Source organism: Corynebacterium sp. NML180780, from assembly GCF_007786415.1.
GTDB lineage: Bacteria > Actinomycetota > Actinomycetes > Mycobacteriales > Mycobacteriaceae > Corynebacterium > Corynebacterium gottingense.
The window spans coordinates 1-18814 of the sequence record NZ_VNKN01000008.1; the positions used below are offsets into that span (position 1 = coordinate 1).

The window sequence follows — 18814 nt, forward strand, 5'->3', positions numbered from 1 at the left end:
TGCGCTTGTACGGCATGCCTTCAAGAAACTTATCAACTGCTTGCTCCCGGATCTCACGGGGAAACCGAGCAGACATCGAAGAAACCTCTCCGCCCCTGAGGCACTCCAACTATTTGTCCGCGGTCCCCTTTACTCGCATCCTCGTCATCCTGTGCTCGTCATCTAGCCGCATAGCAGCAGACCCCCACACCCCGGCAAGCAACAGCCCCGTCCGGCCAAACCCCACCGTCAGCACTTACCGCACAAAAAGAGGACCCCGCCGGCCGCGCGAAGCGTCCTGGCGGGGTCCATCCCATCCCTAACCCATTTCACCCCAGTGGGGCGAAAGGAGACCACTCATTTCCAAGCCCCTATTACTTGGAATGAGCCAGCAAAGCGTAACACACGGTATGCACCTTTGCTTATCCGCGCCCCTTTGCGCCGGCGAACGACACCACAGCAAGGACGAGACCAGCGCACATGCCGGCCCAGAGCGCAGTGGTAGAGCCCCCGTTGCCGGCGGCAGACAGGCTCGCCGTCGTCCAGTGCATCGGGGTTGCGCCGGCGGCGTACTCCCAGACCTTGCCAACCGGTGCGGTGGATGCGGTCCTCCACAGCCAGCCGACCAGGCCGACTTGCGCCACGGCGAGGACGCCCGCGATGGGCAGGCCGACACGGGTACCGAGGGCAGCGCTCAGCACGTCGGTAAGCCCGGCGCTCGCGGCCACACCGACGACCAGGCCGAGCGCGAGCAGCCCGGCGGTCGCGGCGGTGAGCCCGCTGCCCAGGACCGCGACGAGGGCGCCGCCGGCCGCGGCGACAAACAGGCTGCCGAACCCGAGGATCCACCAGCGGCGGGCTGGGGCGAAGCGCGCGGCCGCGCCCGTGGCGGTGCCACCGAGCATGACCAGCGCCGCGATCAGCATCGCCGCGACCGGTGCGAGCGTGGACCGCGGCGCCGGAGCCTCGGAGGCACCAGCACCAGCACTAGAGCCAGCACCAGCCGCAGCCGGCATCGCCTTGCGGACGGCGGCGATCTGATCAGAGGTCTTGTTGGCCATGTCGTCGATCTTGGCCGCGCCCTCCTGCAGTTGCGTCACGCCGTCGGTGGCGCCGGAGGCTTGGTCGTTGAGCGTGGTCAGGCCGTTGGCAAGCTCGGCGGCTCCGTTGGTGGCCGAGTAGATGCCGTCGTGGTAGGCGTACCCGGGCACGGAGAGCTGGTTGGCCACGTCGCGCGATCCCTTGCGCAACTCCTCGAGTTGGCCCAGCATCTCGGGCGGCAGCTGGGCGGTCTCCGCCTGGCCGCGCAGCCCCTCGAGCGCTGTCCGGGCCTCCTTCACGTCCGGGTCCTTCGCGTCCTTGGTGGACTCCAGGGTGCGGTCGATGGTAGCCACGACCTGTCCGCGCACCGCGTCGAAGCCGGCGACCTGGTCGGCCACTCCCCCGATGGCGTCGGCGACCTGGGTGGCGCCGCCCGCCAGTTGGCCGGTGCCGGCCTGCAGCTGGACCATGCCGTTGGACAGCTCCTGCGAGCCGGTTTGGGCGGCGGCGATCGCGTTGATCAATTCCTGCGAGGAGGTGTCGAGTTGGGACACTCCGTCGACAAGCTGCCCGGTGCCCTGCGTGAGGAAGCCGGCCTGCGCGCTGGCCTCGCCGGCCGCCTTGCGAGCCTCCACCAACCCGTCCTGCCCGGGCGCCACGGCCGGGGCACCGGTGGTGTCGTCGCCGGAGCGGGTCCACGTGCTCGCGGGGCTTAAGGGCAGGAACACGCCGACAATGAGGACAAGGACGGCACAACAGAATCGCCATTTCATGCAACTCAATGTAACCCGAGTTACTGGCGTGACTGGGTTCGGCGCACCGAAAAGCGCTTTTCGACGCCCACGCGCAGCAGCACCATTAATAAGGTGGGATTCAGCGCTGTTGCAGATTCATCAAAACTGCCTGGTACCGTTTCAGGTGTTGTCGCCACGGCTGGGTGGCTCTGTGCGCGTGTGCGCTGCCCGGATCGGCTCACCGTGGCAGGCGCACACGAATTGGCCACCTATGTTTTGGAGAGGGTTCACCATGACACTCCCTGTCGTGCTCGCATTAGTTGCGGCGACAGTGATCCTGTCACCCATTCTCGTGCGCGCGATGGACCGCAAAGCCGGTTACCCGATCGCGCTGATCCTCGCGGCCGCCGCCGTCGTCCTTGGGCGAGAGTTCCCGGGCGTCGCCGACGGGCAGCCCCTTGAGTGGGAGGTGACTTGGGCCCGCGACATCCTCGGGGAAGGCAGCGCCGTATCGTTTGCGCTGCGCGCCGACGGGTTGAGCATCTTCTTCGCGCTGCTCGCCCTGGTCATCGGCACGGTCGTGATGGTGTACTCGGCCGCCTACCTGCCAAAGCGGGACGGCAACACGAGCTTCTACACCATCATGACGGCGTTTACGCTTTCGGTCCTGCTGCTCGTGCTGGCCAATGACACGGTGGTGCTCTTCATCGGCTGGGAGCTGGTGTCCATCGCCTCCTTCCTGCTCATCGCGCGCTCCGGGTCCGGCGGCGAGGCCGGGTCCTACCGCACGCTGATGCTCACGTTCTTTGGCGGGTTGACGCTGCTGGCGGCGTTGGCGGTGGCGTCGATAAGCACTGGCACCACGCGTCTGACGGAGGTGCTCGCGTCCGATGTGTGGCGCGAGAACCCGAGCCTGACCACCACCGTTGCCATCCTGGTGGCGGTGTCCGGCTTTACCAAGGCCGCGCAGTTCCCCTTCCACTTCTGGCTACCGGAGGCGATGGCCGCGGCCACGCCGGTCTCCGCGTTCCTGCACGCCGCGGCCGTGGTGAAGGCCGGCATCTACCTGCTGCTGCGCTTCTCCACGATCTTTTCCGACGTCGCCGCGTGGAACTGGCTGCTGCTCGTAGTCGGCCTGGGCACCGCGATCATGAGCGCGCTGTTTGCCATCACCAAGACGGACCTCAAACACCTCACCGCCTACTCCACGGTCTCCCACCTGGGCTGGATCGTCGCCGCCATCGGCGTGGGCACCCCAATCGCGCTGGCCGCGGCGCTCACGCACACGCTCGCGCACGCGCTGTTTAAGTCCTCCCTCTTCATGCTCATCGGCGTGGTGGACCACGAGGCGGGCTCGCGCGACATGCGCCGCCTGGGCAAGCTGTGGGACAAGATGCCGTTCACCTTCGCCTCCACCGTCATCGCGGCCGCCTCCATGGCCGCGATCCCGCCGCTGTTCGGCTTCATCTCCAAGGAGTCCATCCTCGCCGCGTTCGAGGACACCGAGTACGGCATGGCGCTGCTGCTCATCGCCGGTTTCGCCGCGCTGCTCACCTTCATCTACTCCGCCAAGATCGTGTTCGGGGCGTTTTTCGACGGCCCGAAGGACATGAGCGGCGTCCACGAAGCACCCGTCAGCCTCTGGCTGCCCGCCGCGCTGCCCGGCGCGATGTCGCTGGTCGTTCCCTTCCTGCTCGGTTGGGTCGACGGCCCGCTCGACGCCGCGGTCCACACGATCACGGGCAACACCGAGTACCACTCCCACCTGGCGCTGTGGCACGGCGTGAACGCCCCGTTCATCGTCTCCATGGCCGTGCTGGTCATCGGCGTCGCGCTCGTCGCGTTCGCCCGCCGCAGCATGTTCGCCTCGGTGGAGAACAAGCAGCTGCTGCCCACCAGCGGCAACGACCTCCTCGCCGCCACTGTCTCCGGGCTGGGCGCCGTGGGCAGGGGCCTGGGGCAGATGGCCAACGGCTTCAACCCGTCGCGCCACCTGCTGCCCATCCTCATCCTGGTGGTCCTGCTGGGGCTGACCACGCTCCTGGGCACCGACGGCGTCGACGGCATGCCGCTCGCACCGCGCGCCGAGGGCATCGACGTGTGGTGTGACCTCATCCCATTCTCCATCATTGCCCTGTCCGTGGTGGGCATGGTGCTCACCCGCTCCCGTCTCGCGTCCGCGGTCCTGCTGGGCACTGCGGGTGTGGGCATGTCGCTGCAGATGCTCATGCTGGGCGCGCCCGACGTGGCGCTCACCCAGTTCCTAGTGGAGTCGCTCACCGTCATCGTCATCATGGTGGTGCTGCGCTACCAGCCGCGCATGTTCCCGCAGACCAACAACCGGCGCAAGCTGTTCGCCGCCATCTTCGCGGTCATCGCCGGCGTGGTCGCATTCTTCGGCGTCTACGGGCTGCTCGGCCGCCACGACCGCTCGGACCTGGCACTCTGGTACCTCACCGAGGGCGGCGAGGCCACCGGGGCGGACAACATCGTCGCGGTGATCATCGTGGAGTTCCGTGGCTTTGATACCCTCGGCGAGCTTTCCGTGCTGGGCATGGCCGCCGTGGTGATCGCCGCGGTGACCCAGTCCATGCCGCGCCACATGTTCGAGGCGGGCACCCGCCCGCGCCCGTTCGGCCAGTCGCAGTTCAACTCGCTGCCCGTGCGCAAGGGCGCGGCCCTGGTCGTGCCGATCCTCGTCGTCCTGTCCGTGCTCATCTTCTTCCGCGGCCACACCGCGCCCGGCGGCGGCTTCGTCGCCGCCCTGGTGCTGGCCACGGCGTTCGGCCTGAACTACCTGTCGCGCGGCGCGGACACCGAGGTGGTCAAGCCGTTCACCCCGATCGCGCTGACCGGCTGGGGCATCATCATCGCCATCAGCTCCGGCTTCCTCGGCTTCCTCGAGGGCGGCTTCATGTACGCCATCCACGGCGAGATCGCCGGGGAGCACATGACGACGTCGCTGATCTTCGACTTCGGCATCTACCTCGCCGTGCTCGGCATGGTCACCCAGGCCATCAACGCGCTGGGCGGCTACCTCCGCCCGGGCACCGAGCGCGACAACCTGGACTACACGCGAGACGAGCCAGAAAACCCGCTCCCGGACGTGCCAGCGCCGGAGGAGCCGGAGGACGCGGTGGACGCACACCCGGCCCCGCTCAACCCCGCCGACAACCCCAAGCCTATGCAGACAAAGGAGCTATAAACCATGGTCATGGCACTTTCTGTCGCAGTCCTCGTGGCCGGCGCCGTCTACCTCGTGATGCAGCGCGGCATGGTCCGCGTCGTCTTCGGGATGTCGCTGCTGGGCCACGCCTCCAACCTCACCCTGCTGGCCACGGGGGTCGGCGCCTGGCGCGGCGAGGCGTTCCCGTCGCGCACCGCGTTCGACGACCTTTCTGACCCGTTGCCGCAGGCGTTCGTCCTCACCGCCATCGTCATCGCGATGGCCACCACGACGATCATGCTCATGCTCGCGTCGCTGGGCAAGAACGATGACACCTTCGACGTGCCCAAGACGGTGGGCAAGTCCCGCGAGGGCGAGCAGTTCGACCCGAACCAGCTCTCCCCGTCCGCCCTGTCCACCGCCGGCCGCAACTCGCGCCTCAACCCGAAGAAGCTGGAGGCAAACAACTGATGTCAGTCGACGCGATCCTCCCCGTCTTTGTCGCCCTGCCCCTCATCGTCGCGGCCGTCACCGCGCTGAGCCCGAGCAAGACGCTTAACGACGCCCTCTCGCTCCTCATCCCAGCCATCAACCTGGGCCTCGGCGTGTGGCTCTACACTTACACCGCCTCCCACGGCACGATCTCCCACGTCATCGGCCTCTACCAAGGCGGCGTGGGCATCTCCTTCGCCGCCGACCAGTTCTCGGCCGTGATGATCGTGACCACCATGATCGTGGCGCTGACCGCCAACTGGTTCGCAATCGCCGCGGGCGAGACGCAGGCCCGGTTCTACACGCCGCTCACCCTCGTGCTGGTCACCGGCGTCTCCGGCGCGCTGCTCACCGCCGACCTGTTCAACTTCTTCGTCATGATCGAGGTCATGCTGCTGCCCTCCTACGGCCTGATCGCCATGACGGGTACGCGCAGCCGCCTGCTCTCCGCGCGCGCCTTCGTGCTGGTCAACCTGGCCGCCTCCACGATGCTCGTGATGGGCGTTGGCTACCTCTACGGCGTCGCGGGCGCGGTGAACATCGCCGCCCTGCGCGGCGCCGCGGCCGGCAACGGCCCGGTCACCGTGGCGATGGGCCTGGTGGTCATCGCCATCGCCGCCAAGGCGGGTGTCTTCCCGGTCCACACGTGGCTGCCCAGGACGTATCCGTCGTCAAGCGCTGCGGTGATGGGCCTCTTCTCGGGGCTGCACACCAAGGTGGCCGTGTACATGCTCTTCCGCATCTGGGTCGTCATCTTTGACATGGACCCGCGCTGGAACACCCTGATCATCGTGGTCATGGTGATCTCCATGCTCATCGGCGGCTTCGCGGGCCTGGGCGAGCACACGATCCGCCGCGTGCTGGCCTACCAGATGGTCAACGGTATGCCGTTCATCCTCATCATGCTGGCGTTTACCAGCGCGGGTGCGGACGCGCGCTACGCGCTGGCCGCCGGCCTGATCTACACGCTGCACCACATGATCACCGTCGCCTCGCTCGTGCTCAACTCGGGCGCGATCGAGGAGACCTACGGCACCGGCGCTATCGGCAAGCTCTCCGGCCTGGCCCGGCGCGACCCCTTCACCGCAACCGTCTTCGCGGCCGGCGCTTTCTCCATCGTCGGCTTCCCGCCGTTCTCGGGCCTGTTTGGCAAGGTGACCATCACGATGGCCGCCGCCAGCGCGCACGACTGGCGCACCTGGGTGGTCATTGCCGCCATCATCATCGCCTCCTTCGGCGCGCTGCTGTCCATGATGCGCGTGTGGAAGGAAGTGTTCTGGGGCCGCCCGATGCAGCAGTACCCGGACGCGCTCAACGTGCGCTGGAAGTTCCTGCTTCCGTCGCTCGCGCTGATCGTGCTCTCGCTGGTGATGTTCATCGGCGCGGGCCAGCTGTGGGGCATCACCACCTCGGCTGTCGACGACCTCCTGGACGTCGACGCCTACTCCACCGCCGTTCTGGGCACCGACCCGATCGGCATCCCCGACCTCGACTCGCTGCAGGGAGGCCAGCACTAACATGGCACAGCAATCTGCACTGAAACACGTCGGCCACGCGATCGGATACGGCGCCTGGCTGATCAAGGAAATCTACGCCGCGGGCATCGACGCCACCGTCGCCGCCTTCAAACCAGACTCCGGCCTGCGCCCCTGCGTGATCTTCTACCCCATGCGGGTGCGCACCGACTGGGAGCGCTTCTGGTTCTCCACGTCCATCACCGCCACCCCGGGCACGCTCTCGCTGGGGTTCCGCCACGCGGCGTCTGAGGGCGGGAGCGACCTGCTCATCGTGCAGGCCGCGTTTGGCGACGACCCCCTCGGCGTCATCGAGGACCTCGCCGACATGGAGGAGCACCTCAAACCGGAGCTCAAGGACACGCCTCTCGACGCCTCCAAGGTCCTCTGGAAGCCGTATGAGCACCTGGGCCCCGACCTTGACCAGGAGCACGCCGAGCAACTACCCGCCGCAGAAAGGATGGACTAACCCATGTTCCAGACCATCATGACCGTCTGCATCGTCATTATGGCGCTGAGCCTCCTCGCGGGCCTGGCCAAGATCATCGTCACCACAGACGAGCTGTCCCGCTCGGTGCTGGCGGACCTTGTGTTCTACGCTATGGTCGCCATCTACCTGGTGTGGACCCTGTTCAACCAGAGCATGATCACCTACGAGATCGCCGTCTTGGCCGCCCTGGTCTGCGGCGTGATCCCCACCATTTCCATGGCCCGCATCATCTCGAGAGGACGCCGCTAATGAGCATCATCGAAATCATCGTCGCTGTCCTGGTCATCATCTCCACCATCTTCGTGGTGGCCACCGCCTCCCTGCAGCTGCGCGCCCCCGACGCGCTCACCCGCGCGAACTTGCTCGGCCCCCTTGTCTGCCTCGCCTTCCCGCTGCTGATCGTGGCGAACCTGCTGATGAGCTGGTCCGCCGAGGGATTCAGCATCAACGCCTTCATCCGCGCGATCCTGGCCATCGCCGGCGTGTGGATCATCGGTTCCGTCGGCTCCTTCGTCATCGGCCGCGCCATCCACGGCGTCACCGTGGTGGACCCGAAGGACAAGACCTCGCGCAACGTGCCGCAGTAGGCGCTACAGCCAGCCGCGCTCGCGGGCGATGGTGTACGCCTCGAAGCGGTTTTCCGCCCCGGTCTTCGCGATGCCGGAAGAGATGTAGTTCCGCGTGGTGCCGGTGGCCAGGTGCGCTGCGCTGGCGATCGCCTCGATAGACCCGCCCTGGCCCGCCAGTTCGAGCACCTCGGCCTCCCGCGCAGTCAGCGGCGATTCCCCGGCAGCAATCGTGGCGGCTGCCAGCTCCGGGTCGATGTAGCGTTTGCCGGCGTGCGCCGCACGGACCGCCGCAGCGAGCTCGCCGGCCGCGGCCGTCTTAGGCAAGATGCCGAGCACTTGGGAGTCCAGGGCCCGCCGGACAACGCTTGGCCGCGCGTGGCTGGTGACGACGACCACGTGGGCGTCGATAAGCGAGGCGACCTCAATGCCATCCGCCCCACCTTGCCCAAGCTGCAGGTCGGTGACCACTACATCCGGGCGCGCGGCGGCGGGCAGCGACCGCCACCACTCGAGGAATCCCGCGCCCGAGTAAGCGACATGCAGCACGTCAATGTCCTCCTCCAAGCCGATGAGCATGGCGAGGGAATCGGCCACCAGCGTCTCATCATCAATCAGCGCGACCCTGATCATGCGCCCACCTCCAGTCGCACGCGGAAGGATTCAGCTGTTCGCTCCACGCTTATCGACGCCCCATGCGCCGCCGCCCGCCGACGCAGCCCCTCCAGGCCCGTACCGCTCCCCTCTCCAGGGCGCGGATTGTTGTTCACCAAAGTGATCGCGTCCGGCTGCAGATCAATCGACACCGCCGTGGCCTGGGAATGGCGCAAGATGTTGGTCGTGGTCTCGCGCACGAACCACGCGGCGGTCACCCGCAGGTCCGGGCGCACGTCGTCGCTGGTTCCGGCCATGGAAACCTCGGCGCCGGCGCCGCCGAGCACCTGCTTCGCGCTTTCGAGCTCGGTGGCGAGGTCCGGGGTCCGATAGTTGTTCACCACACTGCGCATATCGGCGGCTGCGCGCTGCGTGAGCTGGTGCAGCTCACGCAGTTCCTGGGGCACGCGCGGATCATCGCGCTCGGCGAGCGCGAGCGCAAGCTGCGACTTGATCGTCAGCGCCGCAAGATGTTGCCCCATGGTGTCGTGGAGATCCTGCGACATGCGCAGACGCTCCTCCGCGGCGGCGAGTTGCGACTCCAGACGGCGGGCTCGCTCCGTTTCAATGATCGCGCGGGAAAACCACGTGGTGAAGGGGACCGTGACCACGCACGCGATGCTGTACACCAAGACGATCGCAGCGATCTCCACCGAGCCGAACAGGAATACGCTCGCGAGCGCGCACGCGAGGGGAAGCGTCGTCCACATCCGCTGCTTGGCCATGAAGGGCAGAAAGGCAAGCTGGATGCTAAAGAACGCCGCCCCGACCGCGATCGCTGAGGCCGCCTTCCACTCCGCCGGGCCGACGAGGAGCACCACCGCGCACACCGTCAAGACGAGAAGGTGGGCGAGCATCCCCCACCGCAGCCAGCCGCTGCTGTGCTCGCGCGTCTCCAGACGCAACTCTGGCCTGGTTTCCAGCACCACCGTCCCGACAAGACTCGCCAGCACCGCAATGCCCACGCCAACGAACGTCTCGGCGAGGGTTGCCCCCGAGCGCTTCACAATGACCGAGGAAAAGGTCCCGACGAACAGCCACAGCATCCCTATGAGCGACCAGCGGTTGAGCGTGAGGAACCGCGACGAGTACTTCGGTTCTGGTTGCTTCGCCGAGGTGCGGGGCGGTGTTTGCGTCATAGTGTGCTCCGAGCGTAGCAGTGGTCTCACACCTCGCGGTGCGTTTCCCAGCGCATGCGCCGATACCCCACCGAGATCAGCACCGCGGCCCACACCGCGAGCAGGAGCATCGGCGTTGCCGCGCCTGCCAGCAGCGAAGCGAACGAGCCTTCGCCGACCCAACCATCGCGAAAGACGTCGCTTGCCAGCACAAAGGGTGTCCGGTTGATGACGTTGGCAAGGGACTCCGGAAGGTGCTCACGTATACCGGTCTGCGAGAAAATCACGAGCATCAGTACCGGCATCGACGTGATCTGCGCGCCTTCCGCGTTCTGGGTAAAACGACTGGTCAGCATGGCCAACCCGTGGGAGACCGCAACGCCGAGCAGCATCGCAATCACCATGATCAACGGGTTTTTCGGCCACACGTGGGGTACCGGCGGGTCAATCGGCAGCACCATGGACATGCTCGAAAACGCGACTACCACGATGACCGCCAGCACGAGGGTGAGCGCAGCAAGCGGGAGACAAATGGCAGTCAGAAGCTCCCAGTCGCGGGACTCGCCCGTGCGCAGACGCTTGAGCACCCCCTCGTCGCGCCTGGTCACCGCCATGGATAGCGCGGGATAGAACACGCCGAAGCTCAGCGCGAACAACACGAACACCTCAGATGCCGCCGCGGTCGACCCCACCGACTAGTCCCCGACCAGCCACAGGAAGAGTGGCAACAGTAGCGGGAAAACGAGGCCGGCGAAGACAAGCAGCCGGTTGCGGGTGAACTGCAGCCACTCGGCGCGGCCGAGGGCCCGCAGCCTGCGCGCGGCGTGGTTCGTGGGGTTCATCGTGGTCGTGCTCATGCTGCTTCGTCCTTTCGGGTGGTGTGGGTACGCTGCGTTGCTGCGACGCCGTGGAAGACTCGTTCCAAGTTCGCGGGCTGCGCTACAAATTGGGCCAGTTCGAGGTTCCTCTCGCGCGCCCACTGCAGGATTGCGGAGGCGTCGTCCTGCAGCCTGGAGGTGTGCACCGATACTTTCGTGCCCTCGGAAATGTCGGTGCTGCGCACCAGCGCCCCGGGAAGGTTTGGCAGCGCAGGGGCTGATGTGCTGTGCAGTACGAACTCGATGGTGGAGGGCACCGTGCTCGTTAACTCCGTGGTCGTGCCCTCGACCTCGATGCGGCCGCCGTGCATAATCGCGATGCGGTCGCAGAGGAACTCGGCCTCTTCGAGGTAGTGCGTGGTCAACACAATCGTCACCCCACGGTCCTTCAGCCCGCGCAGCAGCTCCCACACGCGGCGGCGGGACTCAGGGTCGAGTCCGGTCGTCGGCTCATCTAAGAACACCACGTCCGGACTTCCCAGCAGCGCGCAGGCAAGGTCAAGGCGCCGCTGCTCGCCGCCTGACAGCGCCCCGACTGTCACCTCACGTTTATGCGTCAACTGGACGTCTGCCAGCACGTCGTCGATTGGCAGCGGGGCGGTGCACGTGCCCGCCCACATGGTCAACGTTTCCTCCACGGAAAGTGCGCGCGGCAGCCCACCGGACTGCAGCATGATGCCCGTGTGCGGACGGAGGCGTACCCGATCCGCCACCGGGTCCATCCCCAAGACGCGCACCTCGCCCGCGCTCGGTGCGGCGAGCCCCTCCAGGATTTCCAGCGTGGACGTCTTGCCCGCGCCGTTGGTGCCCAACAGGCCGTACACCTCGCCGCGAGCGACATGGAGGCTGATGCCGTCGACTGCGGTGAACTCACCGTACCGGCGTTGTAAATTATCTACTTCGATGACGTTTTCCATGACTTCTACCCTGCCGAGAATGCATCCCGGCTGGTAGAAGCGTTTGTCACCGATTGCACATGACAAAAGTCATGCCCGTTTAGTCTGCGGCCGCAGACTAAACGGGCATGTGGCTTACGCTGGCTTACGCAGCGAGAGAGGAACTACTTCTCCTGCTCAGCGCGCTTCTTGGCCAGGGACTCGCGGACCTTGGTCTCCAGGTCTGCGTCGACCTTGCCCCAGTAGGCGTAGACGCGCTCTTCAACGTCCTTGTTCTTGATTGCCATCATCTTGTTGGTGATGTTGTGCACGAAGCGCTCCTTGGCCGCGTCGTCGAAGACGTCGCGGTAGAGCGTGGTGGCCTGGCCGAAGTCGTCGTCCTCGGCGTGCTTCACGTAGGCGTCGCGCACCAGGTCAGTACCCTCCGGATCCGGGTTGACGTAGAGGTTCTCCGCCTGGCCGTAGTCGGTGAAGTTGGAGGAAGAATCCTCGTTGTTGTCCAGGTAGCCGGCGCCCTTCTCGGTGCGGTTGGGCACGTAGTTCGGCTCGTTCTCCTCGTTGAAGAAGTACGCCATGCTGCCGCGCTCGGAGTAGGTGTTCACCTCGTTGAGCGGGCGGTTGACCGGCAGGTCCTTGTAGTTCGCACCGATGCGGTAGCGCTGCTGGTCGGAGTAGGCAAACACGCGGGCCTGCAGCATGCGGTCCGGGGACAGGCCAACACCCGGGACCAGGTTGGCCGGGTCCAGTGCTAGCTGCTCAATCTGGGCGTGGAAGTTCTTCGGGTTGCGGTTAAGCACGAAGTAGCCGACCGGGATCAGCGGGTAGTCCTTCTGCGACCAGGTCTTGGTCAGATCGAAGGGGTTGAAGCGGTAGTCCTTCGCCTCCTCGAACGGCATGATCTGGACCTTCACGTCCCAGATCGGGTAGTCGCCGTCTGCGATGGCGTTGAAGAGGTCCTCGCGCTGGAAGTCCGGGTCGGTGCCGGCCTTCTCGGTGGCCTCCTCGTCGGTGAAGCACTCCCAGCCCTGGCGGGTCTTGAAGTGGTACTTCACCCACACCGGGGTGCCCTCCTCGTTGACCCACTGGAAGGTGTGGGAGCCGAAGCCGTCCTGGTGACGCGAGGTCTTCGGGGTGCCGCGGTCGCCCAGCAGGTAGGTCACCTGGTGCGCGGACTCAGGCGTGCGGGTCCAGAAGTCCCACTGCATCTCGTCGTCGCGCAGGCCGGAGTTGGGCTGACGCTTCTGAGAGTGGATGAAGTCGGCGAATTTTAGCCCATCGCGCATGAAGAACGTCGGAGTGTTGTTGCCCACGATGTCGTAGTTGCCGTCCTCGGTGTAGAAGCGCAGCGCAAATCCGTGGACGTCGCGCCAGGTGTCCGGGGAGCCGGCCTCACCGGCGACGGTGGAAAAGCGCGCCGCCATCGGGGTCACGGTGCCGGGCTGGAACAGCTTGGCCTTGGTGTACTTGGACACGTCCTCGGTGATGTGCAGCTCACCGAAGGCGCCGTGGCCCTTCGCGTGCGGGATGCGCTCCGGCACGTTTTCCCGGTTGAAGTGGGCCAGCTTCTCAATCAGGTGGACGTCGTTAAGCACATTGGCCCCACGACGACCCTGGACGATCGACAGGTGCTCCGAGGCGACCGGCTGCCCACTCAACTCGGTGGTGCGGCCGTTGCCCGCGGGGCGCTCGCCCTTGGCAACGATGTCTTCTGCCTTGCTCTTCTCAGCCATTGGTGGCTCCTCCTTGACTGTCGCTAGCACGTACCCCGCCAAGCCTAGGGAATTTCGCGCGCGCTGGTAGCCTAAGCATTCGTGAGCAGCACTGACGACGCCTACGTCACCGACCTCGCGCTCAAAGCAGGTCGCGGTGACAAGGCCGCGCTGACGCAATTTATCGCCGCCACACAAGACGACGTCTGGCGGCTGCTCGCCCACCTCGCCGGCGCCGAGCACGCCGACGACCTCGCCCAGGAGACGTACCTGCGCGTCCTCGGCTCACTCCCTCGGTTCAAGGCACGCTCGTCGGCACGCACCTGGCTGCTCTCGCTCGCGCGTCGCGCGTGGGTCGACTCGGTGCGCCACGACATGGCACGGCCCCGCAAATCGGCCGCCGAGTACGACGAAGTGGCCGCGCAGGAAGCCAGCCCCGATGATGCGAACGCCTGGTCAGAGGCTATCGACGCCCGCCTCCTCCTCGACAGCCTCCGCCCCGAGCGCCGCGAAGCCCTCGTGCTGACCCAAGTCCTGGGCTACACCTACGAGGAGGCGGCGGAGATCACCGGCGTGCGCGTTGGCACGATCCGCTCCCGCGTCGCGCGCGCGAGGCGTGACCTCATTCACCACACCAAGGCGGAATAAGCGAAGTCACACACGGTGAGCTAGGTCACGCTACACTTGTGTGCGGAAATCACACGAACATTCTTGAAAGTAGTGAGCCTCTCATGCTCAAAAACGCAATTGGCATCGCCTTCGCGTTCATTGGCGTCCTCGTCGGCGCCGGTTTTGCCTCCGGGCAAGAGACAATGCAGTACTTCATCGCGTTCGGCACGCAGGGCATCTGGGGCGCGGCCTTAAGCTCCGCGCTCATGCTCATCGCCGGCGTCTCCATCCTCCAGCTTGGCTCGTACTTCCAGGCCAACGAGCACATGGAGGTACTGGGCAGCGTGTCCAGCAAGGTCATGTCCTGGATCCTGGACATCGCCACCATCACCACCCTGTTCTCCATCGGCTTCGTCATGTACGCCGGCGCGGGCGCCAACCTGAACCAGCAGTTCGGCTGGCCGGTGTGGATCGGCGCGACGCTCATGCTCGCGCTCGTGCTGGTCATCGGCATGATGGATGTGGACAAGGTCACCGCCGCAGTCGGCGCCGTGACCCCGCTGCTGCTGTTCTTTGTCATCTTCGGCTGCATCTGGACCCTGTGCACCAGCGACCTCGACTGGTCCAACCTCAACGTGCAGGCCCAGGAGGTTTCCACCACACTGCCCAACTGGTGGATCTCCTCTCTGAACTACACGGGACTCAACGCCATCTGCGTCGCCTCCATGGCCCTGGTTATTGGCGGCAACTACCTGGACACGCGCGCCGCGGGCCTGGGCGGCTTCCTCGGCGGCATGGGCTACCTCGTCATGCTGCTCCTGCTGTCCTGCGGTCTGCTCGCCGCAGTGGGCAGCATCGCGGGCGATGCCATGCCGATGCTCACCCTTATCACCAACATCCACCCGGTCCTCGGCTTCATCATGTCCCTGGTCATCTTCGGCATGATCTTCGCCACCGCACTCGGCATGTTCTTCGCGCTGGGCAAGCGCCTGGCCCGCGGCCGCCAGGAGCGGTTCCGCCCCATCTTCATCACCACCTGCCTGATCGGCTTTGCGCTCTCCTTCGTCGGCTTCAAGACGCTGGTGTCCGTGGTCTACCCGATCCTGGGCTACCTGGGCATCCTGCTCGTCGCTGTCCTCGCCGCCGCGTGGCTGCGCAGCTCGCAGAAGCTCCGCAAGGAAGGGAATCGCCGCCGCCGCGCCCGCGAGCTCATGCGCCTGAAGCTCGACCCCCGCGAGCGTTTTACCAAAAACGATGAAAAGGAACTGGACTACATCATCCAGGCTTCCATCGTGGACAACGAGGAGCTCGAGGCCGCCCTCGAGGAGGAGGTAGGCAAAGAGCTTATCGACGACAACGAGGTCGAATACGACCCCGAGGACCGGGACGGCGACGTGGTCTACGTCACCTACACGGACCCGCAGTCCAAGGAAGACTACGCCAAGCACCCCGACGAGCCGTGGAAGGGCAACCCGAGCGAGGAAGACCTCGCGGCTCAGTGGGCCGACGACGAGTCGGAGCGGGAGGACGGCGGCAGCACTGTCGTGAGCGAGCGGTAGCTGTGGGCAGCGTGGCGTCGCAAAGCATGCTCCCCGCTTAACTGCCATTGAGAGCAAATGACGATACTATTGCAAAGGTTTATCCGAACATTCCTGATTTCTTACGGAAAGATTTCATGCTTAAAAACGCAATAGGTATCTCCTTCGCCTTTATCGGCGTGGTTGTTGGCGCGGGTTTCGCATCCGGCCAGGAGGCAATGCAGTACTTCTCGGCGTTCGGCACTGACGGCATTTACGGCGCCATCCTCGGTTCCGTGCTCATGCTCATCGCCGGCGTGTCCATCCTCCAGCTCGGGTCGTACTTCCAGGCCAACGAGCACATGGAAGTGCTGGGAAATATTTCCAGCAAGGTGATGTCCTGGATTCTGGACATCGCTACCATCACCACCCTGTTCTCCATCGGCTTCGTCATGTTCGCCGGTGCGGGGTCGAACCTGAACCAGCAGTTTGGCATCCCCGTCTGGATTGGCGCGGTGCTCATGCTCGCGCTCGTACTGGGTGTGGGCATGCTCGACGTGGACAAGGTGACGGCCGCGATCGGCTCGCTCACCCCGTTCCTGCTGGCCTTTGTCATCTTCGGCTGCTCGTACACCCTCATCACCACCGACATTGACTGGCACAGCATCAACATGTCCGCAGAGCAGGTCAACACCACCCTGCCGAACTGGTGGATGGCGGCGCTGAACTACACGGGCCTCAACGTGATGTGCGTGGTCTCGATGGCCCTCGTGATCGGCGGCAATTACCTGGACACCCGCGCCGCGGGCCTGGGCGGCTTCATTGGCGGCATGGGCTACCTGGTCATGCTCATGCTGCTGGCCACCGCGCTGATGGTCAAGATTGACACGGTCTCCGGCGAGGACATGCCGATGCTGACCCTGATCAATGACATCAACCCGATCCTGGGCACCATCATGGCGCTTGTGGTCTTCGGCATGATCTTCGCCACCGCGATGGGCATGTTCTACGCGCTGGGCAAGCGCCTCTCGCGCGGCCGCGAGGACAAGTACCCGATCATCTTCAGCGTGACCTGCCTGGTCGGTTTCGCGCTCTCCTTCGTCGGCTTTAAGACGCTGGTTGCGTACGTCTACCCGGTCCTAGGCTACATTGGCATCCTGCTCATCGTCGTCGTCGCTGCGGCATGGTTGCGCGGCGCCCAGAAGCTGCGCAAGGAGGGCAACCGCCGCCGTCGCGCCCTCGAGCTGACCCGCCTCAAGCTGGATCCGCGTGAGCGCTTTACCAAGAACGATGAGAAGGAGCTGGAATACCTGACCAGCAAATCCGTCATCGAGGAGGAGGAGTTCACCGAGGCCCTCGAGGACGAGGTGGGCCAGGAGCTTATCGACGACGACGAGGTTGAATACGACCCCGAGGACCCCGACGGCGACGTGGTCTACGTGTCATACACGGAGCCGCAGTCCAAGGAGGAGTACGCCAAGAACCCGGACGAGCCGTGGAACGACACCACCGTGGACGACATGATTGCCAAGGAGGAGGCCGAGGAGGCCGAGTCCGGCGACGACGCCGACACGGGCAACGGGAACGGCAGCACCCGCCTGTAGCGGCCGCCTAGCGGCCGAAGAGGCTGTTCACGCGGGACACGATCCCGCCGAACCAGCCCTCGGACGCCGCGCCGGTCTCGGATCCCGGTAGCGCGGCGGGCAGTACCGCCGTCTCGCTGGTCGGCTCAGCCGAGGTCGTGGGCACCTCCGAGGTCGCCACCACCGCGACGGGCTGCGCAGCCACGGGGGTCGGGGTCGGACGCTCCCCCGCGCTTGTCGCGGGGGCTTTTTCGTCCTGTTCTTGCTTGCGTTCGCTGGTTTCCGGCGCGGGCGCCAGCGTGGACGTGACGGTGGCTCGGGCGCGCTTGCCGGTGCCGCTGGTGTCCAGGCGCACCTTGAACTCATCAACCACGGCGCCGCCCTCCGTCACCTGGACGGTGGCGTAATCGCTGCCATTGGCGGACTGCGGCGCGGTAAGGCGCAGCCCGTTCGGCCGGGAAATGGCGCTCCAGCCCGCGGGCAGCGTGCTTGGGTCTTCAGAATTCATGCGCAGCGACGCCCCGCTCTCCTTCGCCGTTACCAAGAACAGCGTCTGGCCGGGTTTGATCGTGGTATTAGACCACTTGCCCGTCTCCGCCGCCAGCGCGCCAGGCGCTGGCGTGACGGCCCCCATAGCCCCCAGGAGCAGAGCGCCGACTGCTGCGTGTGCCGCGAATTGGGCACGGTGGCGTCGGCGTCGAATACTCATAGCCACTATTTTTGGCGAAATCTCAGCTACGGGCAACTCTCGTTATAGAATTGCAACTGTTTGTCGCCCTGCTCGTGACCTATCGCAGGACGACCGTATTGCTACACCAGCAGCTCGGCGATCTGGATCGTGTTCAGCGCCGCGCCCTTGCGCAGGTTATCGCCGGAAACGACGAAGATCAGGCCGCGGTTGCCCTCAACTGTCTGATCCTGGCGGATGCGGCCAACCAGAGACTCGTCCTTGCCCGCGGCGGCGAGCGGCGTGGGCACGTCCACAACGGAGACGCCCGGCGCGTCCGCAAGCACGGCCCGCGCTTCGTCGGGCGTGATCGCCTTGGCAAACTCGGCGTGGACCACCATTGTGTGGCCGGTAAAGACCGGGATGCGGACGCAGGTGCCGGCGACATTGAGCTCAGGGATCCCCAGGATCTTGCGGGACTCGTTGCGCAGCTTCTGCTCCTCGTCGGTCTCCTCGGTGCCGTCGTCAACAAGGCTGCCCGCCAGCGGGACCGCGTTGTAGGCGATCGGGGCAACGTAGGGGCCGAGATCCTCAGGGGCGAGCACGGAGCCGTCCAGGGTGAGCTCGGTGTTCCGGTCGCCGATCTCCGCGACCTGGTCCGCCAGAGCCTCCACGCCCGCCAGGCCAGAGCCGGAAACGGCCTGGTAGGAGGCGACGCGCATGGTGGTAAGCGAGGCTGCGTCATGCAGCGCCTTCACCACCGGCATGATCGCCATGGTCGTGCAGTTGGGGTTGGCAATGATGCCCTTGGGCAGGGTCTTCGCGTCGTCCGGGTTGACCTCGGAGACAATGAGCGGAACCTCGGGGTCCTTGCGCCACGCGGAGGAGTTGTCCACGACCTTCACGCCAGCCGCGGCGAAGACCGGGGCCCACTCCTTGGAGGTGGAGCCTCCCGCGGAGAACAGGGCGATGTCGATGTCCTTGACGGAGTCCTCGGTGACCAGGGTCAGGTCCTCCACGACCACCTCGGTGCCGCGGTAGTCCAACTTGTTGCCCGCAGAGCGCGGGGAGGCGAAGAAGCGGACGGTGTCTGCCGGGAACTCGCGCTCCGCGAGGATGGTGCGCATAACGCGCCCGACCTGCCCAGTTGCTCCGACGACGGCGATGGTGGTCATGGGAAAACAGCTCCTTGAAAGCGTTG

At 65.7% G+C, this 18814-nt stretch carries 18 protein-coding genes; 9 read left to right on the forward strand and 9 right to left on the reverse strand.

What is annotated here, in order from left to right; translation table 11 throughout:
* Positions 1-401: 401 nt before the first annotated feature.
* Entirely contained in the window at positions 402-1793 is a 1392-nt protein-coding gene (locus FPP74_RS06580; RefSeq protein ID WP_144717580.1) for a hypothetical protein, read from the reverse strand.
* A gap of 253 nt (positions 1794-2046) precedes the next feature.
* Here FPP74_RS06580 and FPP74_RS06585 point away from each other — a divergent pair, with 253 nt between their 5' ends.
* Genes FPP74_RS06585 through FPP74_RS06610 form a run of 6 tightly spaced genes read left to right on the forward strand, consistent with a single transcriptional unit; the run spans position 2047 to position 8003 of the window.
* Positions 2047-4959, forward strand: a complete 2913-nt coding sequence (locus FPP74_RS06585) for a DUF4040 family protein (protein WP_144717583.1) — start codon at positions 2047-2049, stop codon at positions 4957-4959.
* 3 nt (positions 4960-4962) lie between these two features.
* Complete coding sequence (locus FPP74_RS06590; protein WP_095275212.1) at positions 4963-5391, forward strand: cation:proton antiporter subunit C; 429 nt, start codon at positions 4963-4965, stop codon at positions 5389-5391.
* Positions 5391-6929 carry a monovalent cation/H+ antiporter subunit D family protein gene (locus tag FPP74_RS06595; protein WP_095546850.1) on the forward strand — a complete coding sequence of 513 codons (1539 nt, stop codon included), beginning with the start codon at positions 5391-5393 and terminating at the stop codon, positions 6927-6929. The genes FPP74_RS06590 and FPP74_RS06595 overlap by 1 nt, the downstream gene beginning before the upstream one ends.
* A 1-nt stretch (position 6930) precedes the next feature.
* Complete coding sequence (locus FPP74_RS06600) at positions 6931-7395, forward strand: monovalent cation/H+ antiporter subunit E (protein WP_144717585.1); 465 nt, start codon at positions 6931-6933, stop codon at positions 7393-7395.
* A gap of 3 nt (positions 7396-7398) precedes the next feature.
* Positions 7399-7665: a cation:proton antiporter gene (locus FPP74_RS06605; protein ID WP_095554533.1), complete on the forward strand. Its 267-nt coding sequence runs from the start codon at positions 7399-7401 to the stop codon at positions 7663-7665.
* On the forward strand, positions 7665-8003 hold the full coding sequence (locus FPP74_RS06610) for a Na+/H+ antiporter subunit G (protein ID WP_095546852.1): 339 nt from the start codon (positions 7665-7667) through the stop codon (positions 8001-8003). Before FPP74_RS06605 ends, FPP74_RS06610 begins: the two co-directional genes overlap by 1 nt.
* Positions 8004-8006: 3 nt before the next feature.
* Here the strand turns inward: FPP74_RS06610 and FPP74_RS06615 are convergent, their stop codons facing one another.
* From FPP74_RS06615 to FPP74_RS06635, 6 genes are all read right to left on the reverse strand, one after another.
* The gene (locus tag FPP74_RS06615) at positions 8007-8615 is read right to left on the reverse strand and encodes a response regulator transcription factor (protein ID WP_095554334.1); all 609 of its coding nucleotides are present in this window, start codon (positions 8613-8615) and stop codon (positions 8007-8009) included.
* Positions 8612-9775: a sensor histidine kinase gene (locus tag FPP74_RS06620; protein ID WP_144717587.1), complete on the reverse strand. Its 1164-nt coding sequence runs from the start codon at positions 9773-9775 to the stop codon at positions 8612-8614. The genes FPP74_RS06615 and FPP74_RS06620 overlap by 4 nt, the downstream gene beginning before the upstream one ends.
* Before the next feature lie 26 nt (positions 9776-9801).
* Positions 9802-10446: an ABC transporter permease gene (locus FPP74_RS06625; RefSeq protein WP_144717589.1), complete on the reverse strand. Its 645-nt coding sequence runs from the start codon at positions 10444-10446 to the stop codon at positions 9802-9804.
* 3 nt (positions 10447-10449) lie between these two features.
* A complete protein-coding gene (locus FPP74_RS12230; RefSeq protein ID WP_186439401.1) occupies positions 10450-10611 on the reverse strand; it encodes a hypothetical protein in 162 nt (53 codons plus the stop codon).
* The gene (locus FPP74_RS06630) at positions 10608-11549 is read right to left on the reverse strand and encodes an ABC transporter ATP-binding protein (RefSeq protein WP_144717591.1); all 942 of its coding nucleotides are present in this window, start codon (positions 11547-11549) and stop codon (positions 10608-10610) included. Before FPP74_RS06630 ends, FPP74_RS12230 begins: the two co-directional genes overlap by 4 nt.
* Positions 11550-11692: 143 nt before the next feature.
* Complete coding sequence (locus FPP74_RS06635; RefSeq protein ID WP_144717593.1) at positions 11693-13258, reverse strand: catalase; 1566 nt, start codon at positions 13256-13258, stop codon at positions 11693-11695.
* A gap of 81 nt (positions 13259-13339) precedes the next feature.
* Here FPP74_RS06635 and FPP74_RS06640 point away from each other — a divergent pair, with 81 nt between their 5' ends.
* The 3 genes from FPP74_RS06640 (at position 13340) to FPP74_RS06650 (ending at position 16967) form a co-directional block, all read left to right on the forward strand.
* Positions 13340-13885: an RNA polymerase sigma factor gene (locus FPP74_RS06640; protein ID WP_122086096.1), complete on the forward strand. Its 546-nt coding sequence runs from the start codon at positions 13340-13342 to the stop codon at positions 13883-13885.
* Between the two features lie 83 nt (positions 13886-13968).
* Entirely contained in the window at positions 13969-15405 is a 1437-nt protein-coding gene (locus FPP74_RS06645) for a hypothetical protein (protein ID WP_186439402.1), read from the forward strand.
* A gap of 116 nt (positions 15406-15521) precedes the next feature.
* Positions 15522-16967 (forward strand): hypothetical protein, encoded by a 1446-nt coding sequence (locus tag FPP74_RS06650; protein WP_144717595.1) that lies wholly within the window; start codon positions 15522-15524, stop codon positions 16965-16967.
* Positions 16968-16974: 7 nt separating this feature from the next.
* Here FPP74_RS06650 and FPP74_RS06655 read toward each other — a convergent pair whose 3' ends face one another.
* On the reverse strand, positions 16975-17655 hold the full coding sequence (locus tag FPP74_RS06655) for a hypothetical protein (RefSeq protein ID WP_144717597.1): 681 nt from the start codon (positions 17653-17655) through the stop codon (positions 16975-16977).
* Between the two features lie 101 nt (positions 17656-17756).
* Positions 17757-18788: an aspartate-semialdehyde dehydrogenase gene (locus tag FPP74_RS06660; RefSeq protein ID WP_144717599.1), complete on the reverse strand. Its 1032-nt coding sequence runs from the start codon at positions 18786-18788 to the stop codon at positions 17757-17759.
* Positions 18789-18814: the final 26 nt, after the last annotated feature.